This is a genomic window from Caballeronia sp. KNU42 (assembly GCF_053760385.1).
On sequence record NZ_CM132389.1, the window covers coordinates 1,822,248 to 1,838,993 of the forward strand.

Genomic DNA, 16,746 nt, shown 5'->3' on the forward strand with positions numbered 1-16,746 from the left:
AAACTTTGGGTCAGCATGTTTTCAAGCAGCGGCTTAAGGACTTAATGATTCGACGAATGACAATATCGTGACCAGAGATGCGTAGCGGGTCGGCCGCACTCCCGTGGTGCTGCCGGTTCTGTTGTCACCAAAAAAATCGTACTGTGGCATGTACTTAGTCAGGAACGCCATGTATTGTCGATTACTCCAATCGACAGCAATTCTTGCATGGGACAGGAGTAAGCGCTAAAGCGCCAACGCCAGCCGACACGCTAATTCTGGCCGACAGCTGAAGCGCCAACTCCGGTCCACAGCGGAGTCCATTGTGGATCTCACCGGATATGAGTTGGAGTCGCTGCACGATGACGGCGACTTCTCACTATATCGCGCTCGCACACCTGGCCATCGCAGCCATCCCAGCCATCCCGTCTCGGTGCTCGCGCTGGTCGCCACCCGCATGGGCTCGCCAAGCATCACACGGCTCGAGCACGAATACGGTTTGGCGCCGTTGCTCCATTCAAGCTGGGCAGCCCAGCCCCTCGCGCTCTGCCGCCGCAGAGAGCCGCCCATGCTCGTTCTCGACGACGATGGCGGCGAGCCCCTGCACCGCTCACTCGGCCGTCCGCTGGAGCTTCCGCGCTTCTTGCGCATTGCCGTCAATCTGGCGAAGGTGGTCGGCCACGTTCATCGATGCGGTCTCGTTCACAAAGACATCAAGCCGGCAAATGTGCTCGTCGACGGCAACGGCAACGTGCGGCTCACCGGCTTCGGCATCGCCTCGCAACTGCCGCACGAACATCAGCCGCCCGCGCCGCCGGAGATCGTTGCCGGCACCTTCGCGTATATGGCGCCCGAACAGACGGGCCGCATGAACCGCTCGATCGATACGCGCAGCGATCTCTACTCGCTCGGCGTCACCCTGTACGAGATGCTCACCGGGTCGCTGCCGTTCACGGCGTCGGATGCGATGGAATGGATTCATTGCCACATCGCTCGCCGGCCGACACCGCCAGGCGAGCGCGTCGACGGTATTCCACCGACGGTCGAGGCCATCGTCCTGAAGCTGCTCGCCAAGGCCGCTGAAGACCGCTACCAGACCGCGGCGGGTGTCGAGGCTGACCTCCGGTCGTGCCTTATTGCATGGGAGGCGCAGCGCCGCATCGAGCCGTTCCCGCTGGGCAGGCACGACGCGTCCGACCGGTTGCTGATCCCTGAGAAATTGTACGGACGCGGGGCACAGATCGAAGCGCTTGTTACAGCATTCGATCGTGTCGTCGCGAACGGGGCGGTCGAACTGGTGCTGATCTCGGGCTACCCGGGCATTGGCAAGTCGTCGGTCGTCAGCGAATTGCACCGCGTGCTGGTGCCGCCACGCGGCCTGTTCGCGTCCGGCAAGTTCGACCAGTACAAACGTGACATCCCCTATGTGCCATTTGCGCAGGCCTTCCAGACGCTCGTACGTAACCTGCTGAGCAAGAGCGATGCGGAGGTCGAGACGTGGCGGCACGCGCTGATGGAGGCGCTCGGGCCCAATGGTCAGCTGATTGTGAACCTGATCCCTGAGCTGGCGCTTATCATCGGCGAGCAGCCGGGCGCGCCCGCGCTGCCGCCGCAAGATGCGCAGAATCGCTTCCAGATAGTATTTCGACGCTTTCTCAGCGTGTTTGCGCGAGCCGAGCATCCGCTCGCGCTGTTTATCGACGATCTGCAATGGGTCGATACGGCGACGCTCGACTTGCTCGCCCACCTCGTCACGCATCCGGACGTGAAGCACGTCCTGCTGGTCGGCGCCTACCGGGACAACGAGGTGGATGCGTCGCACCCATTCGCGCGTACGCTCGAGTCGATCGGCCACGCCGCAGGGCGGGTGCAGCAGATAGAGCTCGCGCCGCTCACGCCGGACAACGTCACGCAACTTGTGGCCGATTCGCTGCACTGCGACAGCGCGACGGCCGGCCCGCTCGCGCAACTGGTGCACGAGAAGACGGGCGGCAATCCATTCTTCACGATCCAGTTCCTGACGACGCTCGCCGATGAAGACCTGCTGACATTCGACCCACGCGCCGCGCTGTGGTGCTGGGATCTGCCGCGCATTCGTGCGAAGGGCTTCACCGAAAACGTCGCCGACCTGATGGCGGCGAAGCTGGGTCGCTTGCCCCCTCTGACGCGCGACGCGTTGGGGCAACTGGCGTGCCTCGGCAACGTCGCCGAAGTCACCGCGCTGGCGTGGGTTCAGGGCGGATCTGACGAGTCGATGCACGCGAACCTGTGGGAAGCCGTGCGGACGGGCCTCGTTTTTCGCGAGGCCAACGCGTATGAATTCGCACACGATCGCGTGCAGGAGGCCGCTTATGCGCTGATCCCCGCTAACGAGCGCGCGGCTGCTCATCTGCGAATCGGCAGGGCGCTGGTGTCGCGGACCCCGCCGGAAGCGCTTGAAGATGCCATCTTCGACATCGTCAACCATCTCAATCGCGGCGCGGCGCTGATCGTGACGGAGGCGGAGCGCGAGCAGGCCGTGGCGCTGAATCTCATTGCAGGCACTCGCGCGATGAGTTCGACGGCCTACGCGGCCGCTCTCAGCTATCTCGCACAGGGCGTCACACTGCTGTCACCCGATGCGTGGACGCAGCGCTACGACAGCACGTTCGAGCTCTATCTCGCGTTCTCGGAGTGCGAATACCTGGCCGGCGATTTCGCGAAAGCCGACGCGCTGGCCGACATGATGCTTGCCAGGGCGCGTTCGAATCTCGATCGCGCCAAGGTCTTCAGCTTGCGGATCGAGTTGTATCAACTCGCCGGAAGATACGACGAGAGCTTCTCGGTTGCGCTCACTGCGCTGCGCGATTTCGACATTATTTTTCCTGAGACCGATGAGGACATCCGGGCGGCTGTCAATGACGGACTGCGCGACGTTCGCGTCAATCAGGCCGAGCGTCCTGTTAGCGAACTGGTCGACGCGCCGGTCGCGACGGATCCCGTGATCCTTGCGGTCGTCAATCTTCTTCTTCAGGCGATGAACTGCGCCTTTGCCGCGCGGCCCGCGTATTACCCGCTCATCACCATGAAGGCGGTCAACCTTTCCTTGCAGCACGGCAATACCGGCAACTCCAGTTTTGCCTACGGCAATTACGCGTTGATGCTGGTCTCCCTGATAGGCGATATCCCCACCGCGGTGCAATTTTCAGAGATGTCGATCAGGCTGAACGAGCGATTTGGCAATCGGCGCCTGAATGGAAAGCTGCTTCACCTGTACGGCGCCCATGTGAATTTCTGGCGCTGCCACATTGCGGCCAATCTGCCGGTCCTTGAACGGGCGACCGCTGCGTGCCTGGAAGTGGGCGACCTCGTTTTTGCAGGCAACGTTGCATTCAACGCGGTCTGGCAGGCGATCGAGAAAGGGGCCGCTCTCGAGGACGTGCAGACGCTATCGGAAAAGTACGCCGCGCTCGCACGCGAGAGCCATAACGACGCGGTCTTCGAGTTGATCCGGGTCGAACGGCAATTCGTTATCAGTCTGCGGGGCAAGACGACCGAAACGTTGAAGCTGAACGACGATACCTTCGACGAAGCAGCCAGCTTCGATGCAATCATCAGATCAAATTTCGGCTGTGCCATTGGCGTTTATCGCATCATCAAGGTCATGCTTGCCTTCCTGGATGGCCGCTATGCCGACGCGTTGAAGGCTGCGGACCGGGCGGAGGAAGTCCTCAGTTCTGTCATGGCGCTGTCAATTGAAGCGACCTATCACTTCTTTCATGTGCTCACCCTGACTGCTCTTTATCCGGAGGCATCCGGAGAACAGCAGCAAGCCTACCGGCGCATTCTTGAAGCGAAACTCAGGAAGTTCGACATGTGGGCCGAGCATTGCCCGGAGAATTATCAGAACCGCTGCGCGCTTGTCAGAGCGGAGATCGCGCGTCTGGAGGGCCGCGATCTCGACGCCATGCGCCTGTACGAAGAGGCAGTCCACTCAGCGCATGAAAATGGCTTTCTGCACCAGGAAGGTATCGCCAACGAACTTGCGGGCCGCTTCTATCTGGGCAACGGTCTCAGAACAAGCGCCGATGCTTATTTACGCAACGCGCGTCATTGCTTTGCCTGTTGGGGCGCGGACGGCAAGGTCGCGCAACTCGACGCTCAATTTCCCCGCCTCGCCAACCAGGACGGTGGCAAGGCCATGTCGACACTCAGCTTCGATTGGCGGCAGTTCGACGCCGCGACGCTGCTCAAGGCGTCTCAGGCCCTTTCCAGCGAGATCGAATTGAACGGCCTGATCGAGCGCCTGATGACAATAGCGCTGCAGACCGCAGGCGCCGACAGGGGCCTGCTAGTCGTGCTGCAGCAGCCGGATGGTTACCGGATTGAGGCAGAGGCGCGCATCAATGGAAACGGGATCGAGTTGAACCGGGAGCCGCCGGCCAATTCAGCCGCCCCTGCCGCCGTTTTGCGTTACGTGATCCACACGCAAAAAAGCGTCATCATCGACGATGCCTTGATACCCAATATGTTTTCCCAGGACAGCTACCTGGCAAGCGGGGCGACTCGATCCCTGTTCTGCCTGCCTCTTGTCAGGCAGGGCAAACTCAGCGGCCTGCTGTATCTCGAGAACACGGCCACTTCGCATGTCTTTACCGCGCGCCGCTCCGCGCTGCTCGATTTGCTGGCTTCACAGGCGGCCATTTCGCTTGAGAATACCCGTCTCTATGCGGATCTTCAGGAGCGCGAGGCGAGGGTGCGGCGTCTGGTGGATTCCAACATCATCGGGATTCACATTTGGGATTTTGAAGGTAACGTCGTAGAAGCCAACGATGCTTTTTTGCGGATCGTGGATTACAGCCGGGAAGATCTGGTCTCCGGGCGTATCCGGTGGCCCGATCTGACTCCGCCTGACTGGCTCGAGCGCGACGAACTGGCGAAGGCCGAATTGAAGGCCACCGGCAGCGCCAAACCCTTCGAGAAGGAATACTTGCGCAAGGATGGCCGCCGGGTGCCTGTGCTGATCGGGCCGGCGGCGTTCGGCGACCGTGCGGGCCAGGGCGTGGCTTTTATTCTCGACCTGAGCGACCAGAAGCGGGCGCAACAGGAAGTGCGCGACGGCGAGCGACGCTACCTCAAGCTCCAGACGGAACTGGCGCATTCAAATCGCGTGGCGACGATGGGGCAGTTATCGGCATCGATTGCCCATGAAGTAAAGCAGCCTATTACTGCATCGATTACTTACGCCAGTGCGGCGTTGCGCTGGCTGGCGGCCCACCCGCCCAATCTCGATGAAGTGCGTCAGGCGCTCAACCGGATCGTTGCCGATAGCGGCCGGGCGAACAACATTGTTGACCGGACCCGCGCTTTCTTTAAAAAGGAACCGCAGCGAAAAGATGGGCTCGATATCAACGAAACGATTCTCGAGTTGATCGCCTTCATGCGAAGTGAAGCCGGCAAGCACGAAGTCGAGCTTGCCGTCGAACTGGTTGATGGATTGCCGCAGATCCAGGGCGACCGGGTACAACTGCAGCAAGTGATCCTCAACCTGATGATCAACGCTTTCGAAGCGATGAGCGCCACTGACGCTGGCGAGCGAACGCTTTTGATTCGAACCGGCAAGACCGGCGCCAATGAAGTCTGCGTTACTGTGCAGGATTCTGGACCCGGCCTTGACGCTGATCATCTGGAAGGTGTTTTTGAAGCATTCTTTACGACCAAACCCAACGGGCTGGGGATGGGCCTGCCGATTTGCCGCTCGATCGTGGAGAGTCACAGAGGACGCTTATGGGTGAGCTCGAACGCGCCCAGGGGCGCCACGTTTCAGTTCACGTTGCCGGGACAGGGTGGTGTGTCGCAACCGGGTCACGATTAGAGGTCGATGGGGGATGGGGTTCGTTCGCACTTGGTCGGGGGGGCGTGGTTGGGGTTGGGGCCGGGTTGCCAGGTTCTGGGGTTAGTGGTCGGGGTTGATGCCGGGTTGCCAGGTTCTAGGGTTAGCGGTCGGAGTCAATGCCGGGTTGCTGCTTTCAAGGTTAGCGGCCTGCTTAGGTTAGCTAATTTCTTTATCACTATTAGCCACTGCGCGTGGCGGCGCGTCATTTCTTTGTCCAAAGCGACAAAGAAACGAAGCAAAGAAAGCGCTTTCAAAACGCGGGCTCATAAGTTGACCTAGCGTGCAGTTTTCGAGTTTTTGGCACCCCAAAAGCACGGTGCTCGCAAGAGCGACGGATGTTTGAACCCCTCCTTCTCGCGAATCCTGACACGAACACGCTTCGCCCCGTACGCTCTCGGGCAAGCACCCTTGCCAAGAAAACCCGCACGGCCCCACGCGTATTTACCGCTTCACGTCTTCATGGGTTAGCTGCTTGGTCGGCACGATCAGCGCGGTTATTTTTGTCGGTAGGGCCTCATCTATCCGAGCGCTTTATTTCGAGGTGGGTTGGCGACGTGGTTCGTCGTGCGTACAAATTCGGTGGATGGTTGTTCGCGGATAGCGCGGGGTGCCACTTTGGCAGGTTCAGTCACTGGTGGCGAAGCGTGTGGGTATCCGTGTTCGGAGAAGGAGGGTTTCACACACCGGTGGTTCTGGCGAGCACCGTGCTTTTGGGGTGCCAAAAACGTGGAGGCTGCACGCTAAGTCAACTTATGAGCCCTCGTTTTGAAAGCGCTTTCTTTGCTTCGTTTCTTTGTCGCTTTGGACAAAGAAATGACGCGCCGCCACGCGCAGTGGCTAATAGTGATAAAGAGATTAGCAAACCTAAGCAGACCACCGACCTTGAAAGCAGCAACCCGGTAATGACTCAGACCGCTAACGCAGAAGCCTGGCAACCCGGCAATGACCAAGACCGCTAACGCAAGAACCTGGCACCCCGGCATAACCCCGACCACCAACCCCAGAAGCTAACAACCCGGCCCCAACCCAACCACCCCCCGACCGAGTGCGAACGATCCAACCCCTCACGACATTAGTGCGAGGTCTTCATCGTGGTTCTTAGGTTGCGAAACCCTGACCACATCATGAACACCCGGCCGCCCCGGCGCCCTGAAAAACTCAGCACAGAAATCGACGAACATCCTGAGCCTCGCCGGAAGCAATTCCCGGTGCGAATAGAACAGACATATTTCAACACCGCTGTCCGATGTCGTGCATTCCGGCAGGACGTGCACGAGCTGCCCCATGTCGATATCTTCGCGAACCATGGTTTCAGGCAACGTGGCAATGCCGGTCCCGGTCAGCGCCGCGGCCCGCAGCAGTACTTCGTTACCGTCCATTGACGACATAGGAGACACGCTCACCCTCCGGCCATCCTCACGCAGCTCAATAAAATCCGCGTTCTTCTTCCTCGACTCCGGGTCGATCAGCAGGAAGTGACTGGCGAGCTGCGAAGCGGTTTCCGGCGTGCCGTATTGCAACAGGTAAGTGGGCGACGCAACAAGAATGCGCGGCGACCTCGACAGCGTCCGGCGAATCACCGCCGATTGCTCCACGAGATGAGGCGGAAGAATCGCTATATCGAAGCGGCCGTCATACAGATTCGCGGCGCCATCCTGAACGGAAACCACGAGACTCACATCGGGCGCAATGGCGTGATAGCCGCGCACCAATCGGGAGAACGTTTCGCTTACCAGCATCGGGTGCACGACAAGCCGCAGCCTGCCGCCGTTGACCTCATGCTCGCGCGAGATACGACGGTTTGCTTCATCGAGCTCTTCAAGCAACCGGCAGCAAATCAGATAGTACGGTTGTGCCGCTTCTGTCAAAGAGACGGACCTTGTTGTCCTGAGCAAGACCCTCGTCTGGATGCACCCTTCGAGCTTGGCGATCGCTTTCGATATCGACCCGGTGGTCACATTCAAGGATTCGGCGGCCTTGCTGAAACTTTGATACCGCGCGGCTGCAACGAATGCGCGCAACATGTAAAGCTGATCCATCTCGCACCTCACAGGGAAATTCACGAAGGGAGTATCCAGCCGCTCAGAACTGTCAAAGATGACGAAATCTCAAGGGCCCGTCTGCGCGTGTCACCGAAGTTGCAGGCTCGCTTGCGGCTTGTACGCTGTCTGAGGCGTTGCCTAATGAGCTGAGAGTCGTGCAATGTTCGGCCGAGGATTGAAGCGTAAGCGCGAACGTCCCGCGGTTCTATCGTGCGATGTGATGTGATGCGTTGTGCCGTCGCATGTTTGTCTAATACGTTCGGATGCTTTAAACCAGGCGGCGCGTCAGGCGGCGCCCCGACGGCCCTTCGGTTAGCTTACTTGCGCAGTATTTCGTCAATCATCGCGAGCAGCCGCGCGTCGTCCACGGGCTTGGGGAAAAAACCGGCGGCGCCGCCAACGGTGGCTCGCTCGAGAAGCTCCTGCGTCGCGTAGGCAGTGATGAAAATGACGGGAACGGGTCGTCTCCAAAGCTTGATCGACTCGAGCAGCGCAAAGCCGTCCATGCCCGGCATGTGGATATCGGCGACAACAAGCTTCAGTTTCGACCGCTGCGCATCCCCTAGAAGATGATTGGCAGACGCATAGGCAATGACCTTCCAGTCTGCCGAACGAAGCAGACTGGATGCCGCCATGCGGACGGATTCGTCGTCGTCCACTACCCCGATAACAGCAGAAGAGCGCTTTGATCTCATCTCGAGCCCGTAGGCCAGCCAAAGAAGGATTCGGAAAAATCGAATCTTCCACGCAAATTACAGGCCTGCGAACGAAGCGACAATAAGACCTTCGCATGGTTTTAGCGACAGTTCGTATTAGGAGCGTTAGCCGTGATCAATCCCGCTGGAGCGGGTGGCCACGGCGCAGCGACTGCAGGCGCGTCTACCGGGCGCCCTGGTGCATGGGCTGCACCTGCTGCAACTTCCTGACGACATCAGGCACCGAGCGTGCATTTAGCTTGTGCATGGCTTGCGCGCGATGGATCTTGACCGTCACCTCGCTAAGACACAGGCGGTCTGCGATCTGCTTGTTCAACAGCCCATCGGCGACCAGGCGGATGACCTCCCGCTCGCGCGCTGTCAGCAAATCGTAGGTTTGACGGATACCGGCGACAATCTTTTCCTGATGCTTCAATTCGCTATCCCTTTTAAGGGCCGCGGCGATCGTATCGATAAGATCCTGATCCTTGAACGGCTTTGTCATGAAATCGAAAGCACCCGCCTTCATGGCCTTGACGGACATTTCGATGTCGCCGTGTCCCGTCAGGAATATGACAGGGAATCGAACACTTTCCTTAAATGGGTCCTGCTGCAGGGTCAGGCCGCTCCTGCCCCGTAGCCGAACGTCAAGAATGAGGCAACTAGGCACGTCCGGCATGTCCGTCGCTAGAAAATCGTCAGCTGATTCGAATGCCCGCACTTGAATTCCGACTGACATGAGCAGGGAGCTCAGGGAGCCTCGAATAGACTCGTCGTCGTCGACCACATAAACGATCGAGTCTGGCAATGATTCACTTCCCGCCTCAACGTTGTCGTGTGTCATCGCTCCATCTTCGGAAAGTTTATTGCGGCAAACCGACGCCGATACCTCCCGTATGGTAAGCAATGCACGCGCTTATCGCTACCTATTGCGCAACGTCATGCGTATTTGCCTTCGCGCCTTCCTGACCGGACGACTACGCAAGGACGCTGTTTCCTCCGATGAATCGAGCAAGGAACGAAGCATTCAAAGCGGAAGCATTCAAAGCGGCTTCGCTGCGGCTATCGCTGAAGCAAGAATCATGGCGCCGGCGTTCACCGGTGCAGGATTAGAGTGGCGCGGATGATAGATCCGGTCACCCCGGTTTATCTTCGCCCCGCTCATCGCGCAGACGCCGGAAACCTTTGCGTTTGCGCCCATCCATATCTGGGCGGCATAGGAACAGCTCGTCGAATCCCGCCAGGCAATCGTGATAGTCGAGGAGCTTGTCCGCTCAACGAGACTGACCACGCGATGCAGTGAAGCGCTGGTCGTGCGCGCGTCGTCGTGGCCAACGGGCGCCCCGCGTCTCGCCCTGAGCGACGTCTTATGGCAGATGTTCGGAAGCGGTGATCCGCGAGACAGGAGTCGTATCGTCTGGATCCATGGATTGGTTTGACTGGCAAGCATTGTTCAGACTCCTGATGAAAAGTGGCGTCTCATTTTCGCGGCCAACGTTCCAGGGCTCGCGCGAACACGTGTGGTGCGCAGAGCAACTGCACCGTCGCTCCTTCGATTCGGGGCGCACAGTTGCCGTGTTGCGGTAAGGTAATCAATCCCGCGCTTCTTTTCTAGTCGTCCGAGCGGATACGCGATTCATCTTATCGTCCGCCCGCGTCATACCTTGGGATAGGCATGTCCTGAATACTCAATGTGCATGCGACGAACGAGATGGCATTGATGACGCAATGCGTCCCTTCCGGCCACGCAACTGCGGACGCATCCGGACGCGATGCATCTGCCCTACATTGGTATGAGCTTCTCAACCGAAGAGCGGTTGCGTGGCATCCCTTGCATGGTGGGTCTTCCGGCAGGGGTGTCACCGGATTCAATAGCCCGTGAGCGGTGCGGCGCGCCGTTCGCGGGGACACTGCTTAAATCCGCGGATCGAAATCGAACTCGAGTCTGATGCCGCCAGGTTCGTACACCATCGTGTGCCGCTTGGGTCCTTCCCCCAGATTCTCCGGCGCGAACTCGGCCACCACGCCGGGCCATCCTGAGACACGCGCAAAGACATCGTTGAGCGCCTCTTCACTGTCTACGCGTAACGCGAGGTGGTGCAGGCCGACATTGGTCTTGCGATCGAACGCAACCAGCTTGTCCTGATTCGTCACCTGCCAGAGCGTCAGCACGACGTGACCATCGGACACAAAGGCCGCGGGGTAGGCGGGACGCTCGCCCACCAGGTTCCAGCCAAGGCACTCTATGAAGAAGTTCCGCGTGTCGTCCAGGTTGTGAACCGCCAGCCCGATATGGTCGATTCCGCTCGTCAGAGGTTTGCCATCCATTGTCATTTTCTCCGTTTATGACTAAACGATGTAACTAAACGATCTAACCAAACGAAGGCGCTGCGGACCACGGTCTGGCGAACGTCCCTGTTTCAAGCTTGCTGCTTGCGATATTCGTCAGCCGATAGACCACCGCAGCCCCCGGTTTCGACGCCTGGTTCGCGCTCCTTGATCGTAGATGACGAAACGGCCGTCGTCCAGCGCCGGCGTCCCGCCATGTGGTCCGGTGCGTGGCATCGCATCGTCGCGCTTAGTGCCCGGCGCTCTGGCCGCCGTCGACGTGCAGGATTTCACCGGTGACGAACGCGGCGGATTCCAGATACACGATCGCGTTGACGATGTCGCTCATCTCGCCCATATGACCCATCGGATGAAGCGCACCGAGTGCCGCATGGGTTTCCACCGCGTGCATCGGCGACTTGATGATGCCCGGGGAGACTGCGTTGGCGCGAATGCCGCGTTTGGCGTATTCGATCGCGAGGGACCGGGTCGCCGCGTTCAGGCCGCCCTTGGTGAGCGAGGCGAGTACCGAGGGCACGCCGTCGATCGCATGATCGACCAGGGTGGTGCTGATGCTGACGACGTGGCCGCTGGAATGCTTCTCCATCTCTGCTATGGCGAGCTGCGTGATATAGAAGAAGCCGTTCATGTTCACGCCCATGACCGTTGCATAGTCTTCCGCGGTGTAGCTGGTAAAAGGCTTCGCGACGAAGATGCCGGCGTTGTTGACGAGCGTATCGATACGGCCGAAGTGCTTCACGGCTTCGCTGATCACGCGGCGGGCGGTGTCGGGGTCGGCAATGTCGCCGGCCACGGTGACGATGTCGGGGTCCTCCGACGTCTTGATGCTGCGCGCGGTGGCGACGACGCGATAGTCGAGCTTGCGGAAAGCCTTGACGACTTCCGCGCCAATGCCCTGCGACGCGCCGGTAACGACAATGACCTTGTGTGAGGTACTCATGGTAATCCTCCAAATCAATTGAGTGGGTTCTGTTGGCGAGTGCTATCCGCGCAAAAGAAGCCTCGGCCGCTGGCGGGGCAGATGCGGCGAAATGTGTGGCGTGAATTACTTGCCCGGTTGATTGACTTCGCCGGTGTACCGGTCGAGATGAATTTCCACATCAGGCTTTTTCTGCAGCCCAAGTTCCATCAGTTTCTTGATGTCCCGCTGTGCCGCCGGACGTTGTACGGAAGTGATGAAAGCGTCCCACTGTGGCCCAATCTCGCTATCGGGCGGCAGAGTGGCGATGTTCACAAAATGCTTGATCTCCCCAATGGTTTGCTTGTCGAAGGACGCGATGCGCCGCGCCAGCGTGTCGACAAACTTATCGAGTTCGGCATCCGGAAGCGAGCGGTTCACATAGCCATATCGTTCGGCAAGTTCGCCGTTGATATCGCTGCCGCTTAGCAGGACTTCGAGCGCACGGCCTCGTCCCATCAGGCGAGGAAGACGGGCCATCGGTCCGCCGCCGGGATCGAATCCGGCACCTACTTCAAACTGGGAGAGCACGGCTTTTTCGCGGCTGGCAAAGCGCATGTCGGATGCAAGGGACAACTCACTGCCAACGCCCGTGGCCCGGCCCCGGATCGACACGATCGACACCACGGGAGCGCGGCTCAGGCGCGTCAGCATATCGGGCACGGGCGGCATACCTGTCGGACCGGGCGGCATGCGCGTGGTGGCTTCCAGAGGCGGCACGAAATCATAGTGGGTCAGGAAAAAGCCGGGTACCGCGCTGTCGAACACCACGACCTTCAGTTCGGGATCGTTCTCCATCTGGGTGATCACGCTGTTCAACTGCGGGATGGATTCAGGACCAAAGATATTGAATGGCGGATGGTCGATAGTCACGCGCCAGTATTCAGGAGTCACACGGGTGATCCTGAATTCCTGCTTTGCACCCGCTTCGGGCTGGACAGCTTGATTTGCAGTGGCGCCTGCCTGATCGTTTTGCGCAATCGCACTGCCGTTGAAAAACAGTGACCCTGCGATCAGCGCCGTCATCCATGCCGTCATCCACGCTTTCATCCACGCTTTCATCCATTCAACCAGTTTCATACTTGCCTCCTTCTTGAGGCCAAAGACATGCGCGGAACAAATAACGAAAGGCATGCCCGGTCTACACGAATCAGTGTAGGCACCCACTCGGCAGATACCAATGAGGATCGCTGCATCGGTCAATCAAGAATCAGGAAACCATATTGAGCGATGCGAAGTAATGCCGGGTGAGTCAATCGACGACTTTTGTCGTTACCTGGCGTCTCGCATCGGATTTGTTCGCGGCCGACACAAGTGTTGTTCTAACTTGGCCGTTTACCCGGAAGGCAAGCTTCCGCAGAATTCAATACAAGGACTGCGAACTGCGGTTTGCAGTCGGTCGAGGCTCTAACGATGTGAGGTTTGCCAACAGGCTGCCTCTACAGACGGCTCAATTGGACAATAGTGAAAGTGTTTGCCCAGGATATTGCGTTGCTGCCGCACTCATCGCTCCGCCTAATCGGTTCACTTAATCATACTAATTGCCAACAGGAGCTTGTATGCCTGACGATATCCTTCCCCAAACCCCATCGCGTCGGCGCTTTATCGGCGTGGCGGCGGCAGCCGTTGTTGCGGGCTCGCTGAGTCGGCTCGCTTTCGCGGACACGAATCAATCCATCGCTGAAGTCGCCCATTCGGGCGGCGGCGACAAGACCGCCATTCGTCCGCTTCACGTGCATGCGCCGGAATCTCAACTCATCGACTTGAAAAGGCGGGTCAAGGCGACCCGCTGGCCTGAGCGAGAAACGGTGACTGATGCGTCGCAAGGCGTGCAGCTTGCGACCATGCAGAAGCTCGCGGCGTATTGGGCGAGCAGCTATGACTGGCGCAAAGTGGAGGCGAGGCTGAACGCTCTGCCGCAATTCATCACCGAAATCGATGGCCTCGATATTCATTTCATCCACGTTCGCTCGAAAGACGCCAACGCGTTGCCGGTGATCGTCACGCACGGGTGGCCCGGCTCGATCATCGAGCAGTTGAAGATCATCGGTCCGTTGACCAATCCGACGGCCCATGGCAATGCGGCATCGGACGCTTTCGATATCGTGATTCCGTCCCTCCCGGGCTACGGGTTCTCGGGCAAACCGACAGCGACCGGCTGGGATCCTCAGCGAATCGCACGCGCCTGGGTGGTGCTGATGAAGCGCCTCGGATACACGCGATATGTTGCGCAAGGCGGCGATTGGGGAAATGCCGTGACGGAGCAGATGGCCCTGCTGGCGCCGCCCGACCTGCTCGGCATTCACACCAACATGCCGGCCACCGTGCCGGACAATATCGCAGAGGCACTCAAGCAGGGCGAGCCGGCGCCGGCAGGCCTTTCACCCGACGAAAAGCACGCGTTCGATCAGCTCGACTTTTTCTACAAGCATGGCCTCGGCTACGCGCAGGAGATGACCGCCCGGCCGCAGACGCTGTATGGAATTGAGGACTCACCTGTTGGCCTGGCCGCGTGGATGCTCGACCACGATGCCGCCAGCCAGGCGCTAATCGCACGCGTGTTCGACGGTCAGTCGGAGGGGCTTACGCGAGACGACGTTCTGGACAACGTGACACTCTATTGGCTTACGAACACGGGGGTTTCTTCGGCTCGTTTGTATTGGGAAAACAAGCTTAACTTCTTTGCGCCCAAGCACGTTGCAATTCCCGTTGCCGTCAGCGTCTTTCCGGATGAAATCTACGCTGCGCCGCAAAGCTGGACAGAGAAGGCGTATCCCAAGCTGATTCACTACAACCGCCTTCCTAAAGGCGGACACTTTGCGGCTTGGGAGCAGCCGCAAGCTTTCTCTGAAGAGCTTCGCGTGAGCTTCCGCACGCTGCGCTGAACGCAAAGCCACGCAAGGATGCGGGCGACGCTGTTCCGGGTCGCCCGCGGGGTCAAGGCTGCCGGGTAATTACGGTCACTCAATATCAGCAGTTCGACCACTTGCGCAAATCGCTTGAAAAGAAGAGCTTCAATATCCCGATGCCAACAGGTAATTGAGCGGCAAAGCGACTGGTGCGATCATCAATGGGCCTGAAGTTGCAACGTCGAGGTCATCGCATTGCATGTACCATCCAGGGTGGGGCGGAGTGAGCCGTGAGTCTTCACAACGTCCGTAGGTGTGCCTTCATCGCCAACACGGGGCGCTTGCCGCGTATCAACGAGGCAGATGCCCCGGGGGGCTCGAGAACTGGAAAGTCAGTTGGGTCAACCGTCACAACACCTGAGGGGATCACGATGCAACGCAGAAATTTCATACGTGCCACCGCCGGCGCCTTCGCTGCTACCGGTCTTTCGTTGTCGGTGCTGACGCCCACGGACAGTCAGGCGGCAACGAACGCGGCGAAGCGGCGATCGATTGACGCGAAGGTGCAGGGCACAATTTCGCGACTCTATTCGATCGTGAAGGGTTCGCGGGAGCTTGTCGCGAAGGCGAACGGCGTGCTGGTGTTTCCCTCCGTGCTTCAGGCCGGCTTCGTCGTTGGTGGTCAATATGGCGAAGGTGCGTTGCGGGTCGGCGGGAGGTCGGTTGGTTACTACAGTACGGTGTCCGGATCCTTTGGCTTTCAGGCAGGCGCCCAGTCGAAGGCGGTAATCTTCCTGTTCATGACACGCGATGCGCTAGCCAGCTTCCGTAACTCACAGGGCTGGTCTGCCGGAGGGGAAGGCTCGGTCGCGCTTGTGAAGGTCGGCGCGAATGGGGCGATCGACACGACCACGGCAACCGCGCCGGTCGAAGTGATCGTCCTGACCAATGCGGGTCTCATGGGTGACGTCTCGCTCTCGGGTACCAAGGTGTCGCGCCTGAATATCTGATGAGCGGGTTGATCGTCGCGGTCATAGGGACGCCTGTGGCCGCGACGTGCACGCGGGCCTCATGGCCCGCTCCGGAGTGGAACTAGGCCTGCAGGAGCTTGAGCAGCGCCCTGGCAGTCGGGCCGGATGAGGCCGGGTTCTGGCCGGTGATCAGCCGCCCGTCCGTAATGGTGAGCACAGCCCAGTTCTCCACCTTTTCGAAGTGGCCGCCCAGACGTTTAAGCTCATCCTCGACAAGGAACGGCATGACCTTGGTCAGGCCCACCGCTTCTTCCTCATCATTGGTAAAGCTGGTGACGCGCTTTCCCTTGACGAGGGGCTGTCCCTCGTAGGTCGCCTTCAGCAGTACACAAGGGCCATGACAGACGGCGGCGACCGGCTTGCCGGCATTGTAGAAATCCTCGATCAAGGAGATCGATTTCTTGTCATTGGTCAGGTCCCACATCGGACCATGGCCACCGGCATAGAAGATCGTGTCGTAATCGTCTGCCTTGATGTCGGCGAGCTTGACGCTATTGGCCAGCACCTTCTGGGTCGCGGCGTCCTTCTTGAAGCGTTCCATGGTGTCGGTCTGGTTATCCGGATCGTCGCTCTTGGGATCGATCGGTGGCTGGCCGCCCTTGGGCGAGGCCACTGTGACGTCTGAGCCGGCGTCCGTGAACGCATAGTAGGGGGCCGTGAACTCTTCAAGCCAGAAGCCGGTCGGCTTGCCGGTATCTCCAAGCACGTTGTGCGAAGTCAAAACCAACAGGATTTTCATTGCGAGTCTCCGTTCATTGAGGCGCATGCCTGAACGCGGCATCGCCGGGGGAATTCCCGAAGTGGAAGTCATTGGTCAGATCAGATTGTCACCATCCTCACCTTGCAGGGAAATTAGCCCGCGCGGGTTGGTGCACGGGAGCGCCGGTCGCCATGACGAGGACGTTGTCATCAGGGTCTTGTCACCGCCGACACGGAGCTCCTATTTGACGCCCGCGCCCGGGTCGCGC

General features: G+C 59.4%; 12 protein-coding genes. 4 read left to right on the plus strand and 8 right to left on the minus strand.

Annotated features, from left to right (window positions below; genetic code table 11):
- Positions 1-304: 304 nt before the first annotated feature.
- Entirely contained in the window at positions 305-5,833 is a 5,529-nt protein-coding gene (locus ACSOSP_RS27305; RefSeq protein WP_455311549.1) for a trifunctional serine/threonine-protein kinase/ATP-binding protein/sensor histidine kinase, read from the plus strand.
- A 1,085-nt stretch (positions 5,834-6,918) separates the two neighbouring features.
- On the opposite strand, the gene ACSOSP_RS27310 is transcribed toward ACSOSP_RS27305, so the two are convergent.
- The 3 genes from ACSOSP_RS27310 to ACSOSP_RS27320 all read right to left on the minus strand — a co-directional run bounded on the left by ACSOSP_RS27310 (position 6,919) and on the right by ACSOSP_RS27320 (position 9,435).
- Positions 6,919-7,893, minus strand: coding sequence for a LysR family transcriptional regulator (locus tag ACSOSP_RS27310; RefSeq protein ID WP_455311550.1), 975 nt, complete (start codon positions 7,891-7,893; stop codon positions 6,919-6,921).
- A 320-nt stretch (positions 7,894-8,213) separates the two neighbouring features.
- Entirely contained in the window at positions 8,214-8,555 is a 342-nt protein-coding gene (locus ACSOSP_RS27315; RefSeq protein WP_455311551.1) for a response regulator transcription factor, read from the minus strand.
- Between the two features lie 220 nt (positions 8,556-8,775).
- Complete coding sequence (locus tag ACSOSP_RS27320; RefSeq protein ID WP_455311552.1) at positions 8,776-9,435, minus strand: response regulator transcription factor; 660 nt, start codon at positions 9,433-9,435, stop codon at positions 8,776-8,778.
- Between the two features lie 22 nt (positions 9,436-9,457).
- Between ACSOSP_RS27320 and ACSOSP_RS27325 the strand changes: the two genes are divergently transcribed.
- Entirely contained in the window at positions 9,458-9,718 is a 261-nt protein-coding gene (locus ACSOSP_RS27325; RefSeq protein WP_455313749.1) for a hypothetical protein, read from the plus strand.
- On the opposite strand, the gene ACSOSP_RS27330 is transcribed toward ACSOSP_RS27325, so the two are convergent.
- From ACSOSP_RS27330 to ACSOSP_RS27345, 4 genes are all read right to left on the minus strand, one after another.
- Positions 9,634-10,041, minus strand: a complete 408-nt coding sequence (locus tag ACSOSP_RS27330; RefSeq protein WP_455311554.1) for a DUF3331 domain-containing protein — start codon at positions 10,039-10,041, stop codon at positions 9,634-9,636. The genes ACSOSP_RS27325 and ACSOSP_RS27330 overlap by 85 nt on opposite strands.
- Positions 10,042-10,505: 464 nt before the next feature.
- The gene (locus ACSOSP_RS27335; protein ID WP_455311555.1) at positions 10,506-10,919 is read right to left on the minus strand and encodes a VOC family protein; all 414 of its coding nucleotides are present in this window, start codon (positions 10,917-10,919) and stop codon (positions 10,506-10,508) included.
- Between the two features lie 250 nt (positions 10,920-11,169).
- The gene (locus ACSOSP_RS27340; RefSeq protein WP_455311556.1) at positions 11,170-11,880 is read right to left on the minus strand and encodes an SDR family NAD(P)-dependent oxidoreductase; all 711 of its coding nucleotides are present in this window, start codon (positions 11,878-11,880) and stop codon (positions 11,170-11,172) included.
- A gap of 105 nt (positions 11,881-11,985) precedes the next feature.
- Positions 11,986-12,924 carry an enoyl-CoA hydratase/isomerase family protein gene (locus tag ACSOSP_RS27345; protein WP_455313692.1) on the minus strand — a complete coding sequence of 313 codons (939 nt, stop codon included), beginning with the start codon at positions 12,922-12,924 and terminating at the stop codon, positions 11,986-11,988.
- Between the two features lie 533 nt (positions 12,925-13,457).
- Here ACSOSP_RS27345 and ACSOSP_RS27350 point away from each other — a divergent pair.
- Positions 13,458-14,783 carry an epoxide hydrolase family protein gene (locus tag ACSOSP_RS27350; RefSeq protein WP_455311557.1) on the plus strand — a complete coding sequence of 442 codons (1,326 nt, stop codon included), beginning with the start codon at positions 13,458-13,460 and terminating at the stop codon, positions 14,781-14,783.
- Between the two features lie 395 nt (positions 14,784-15,178).
- A complete protein-coding gene (locus ACSOSP_RS27355) occupies positions 15,179-15,757 on the plus strand; it encodes a BPSL1445 family SYLF domain-containing lipoprotein (RefSeq protein WP_455311558.1) in 579 nt (192 codons plus the stop codon).
- A gap of 82 nt (positions 15,758-15,839) precedes the next feature.
- On the opposite strand, the gene ACSOSP_RS27360 is transcribed toward ACSOSP_RS27355, so the two are convergent.
- The gene (locus tag ACSOSP_RS27360; protein ID WP_455311560.1) at positions 15,840-16,517 is read right to left on the minus strand and encodes a type 1 glutamine amidotransferase domain-containing protein; all 678 of its coding nucleotides are present in this window, start codon (positions 16,515-16,517) and stop codon (positions 15,840-15,842) included.
- Positions 16,518-16,746: the final 229 nt, after the last annotated feature.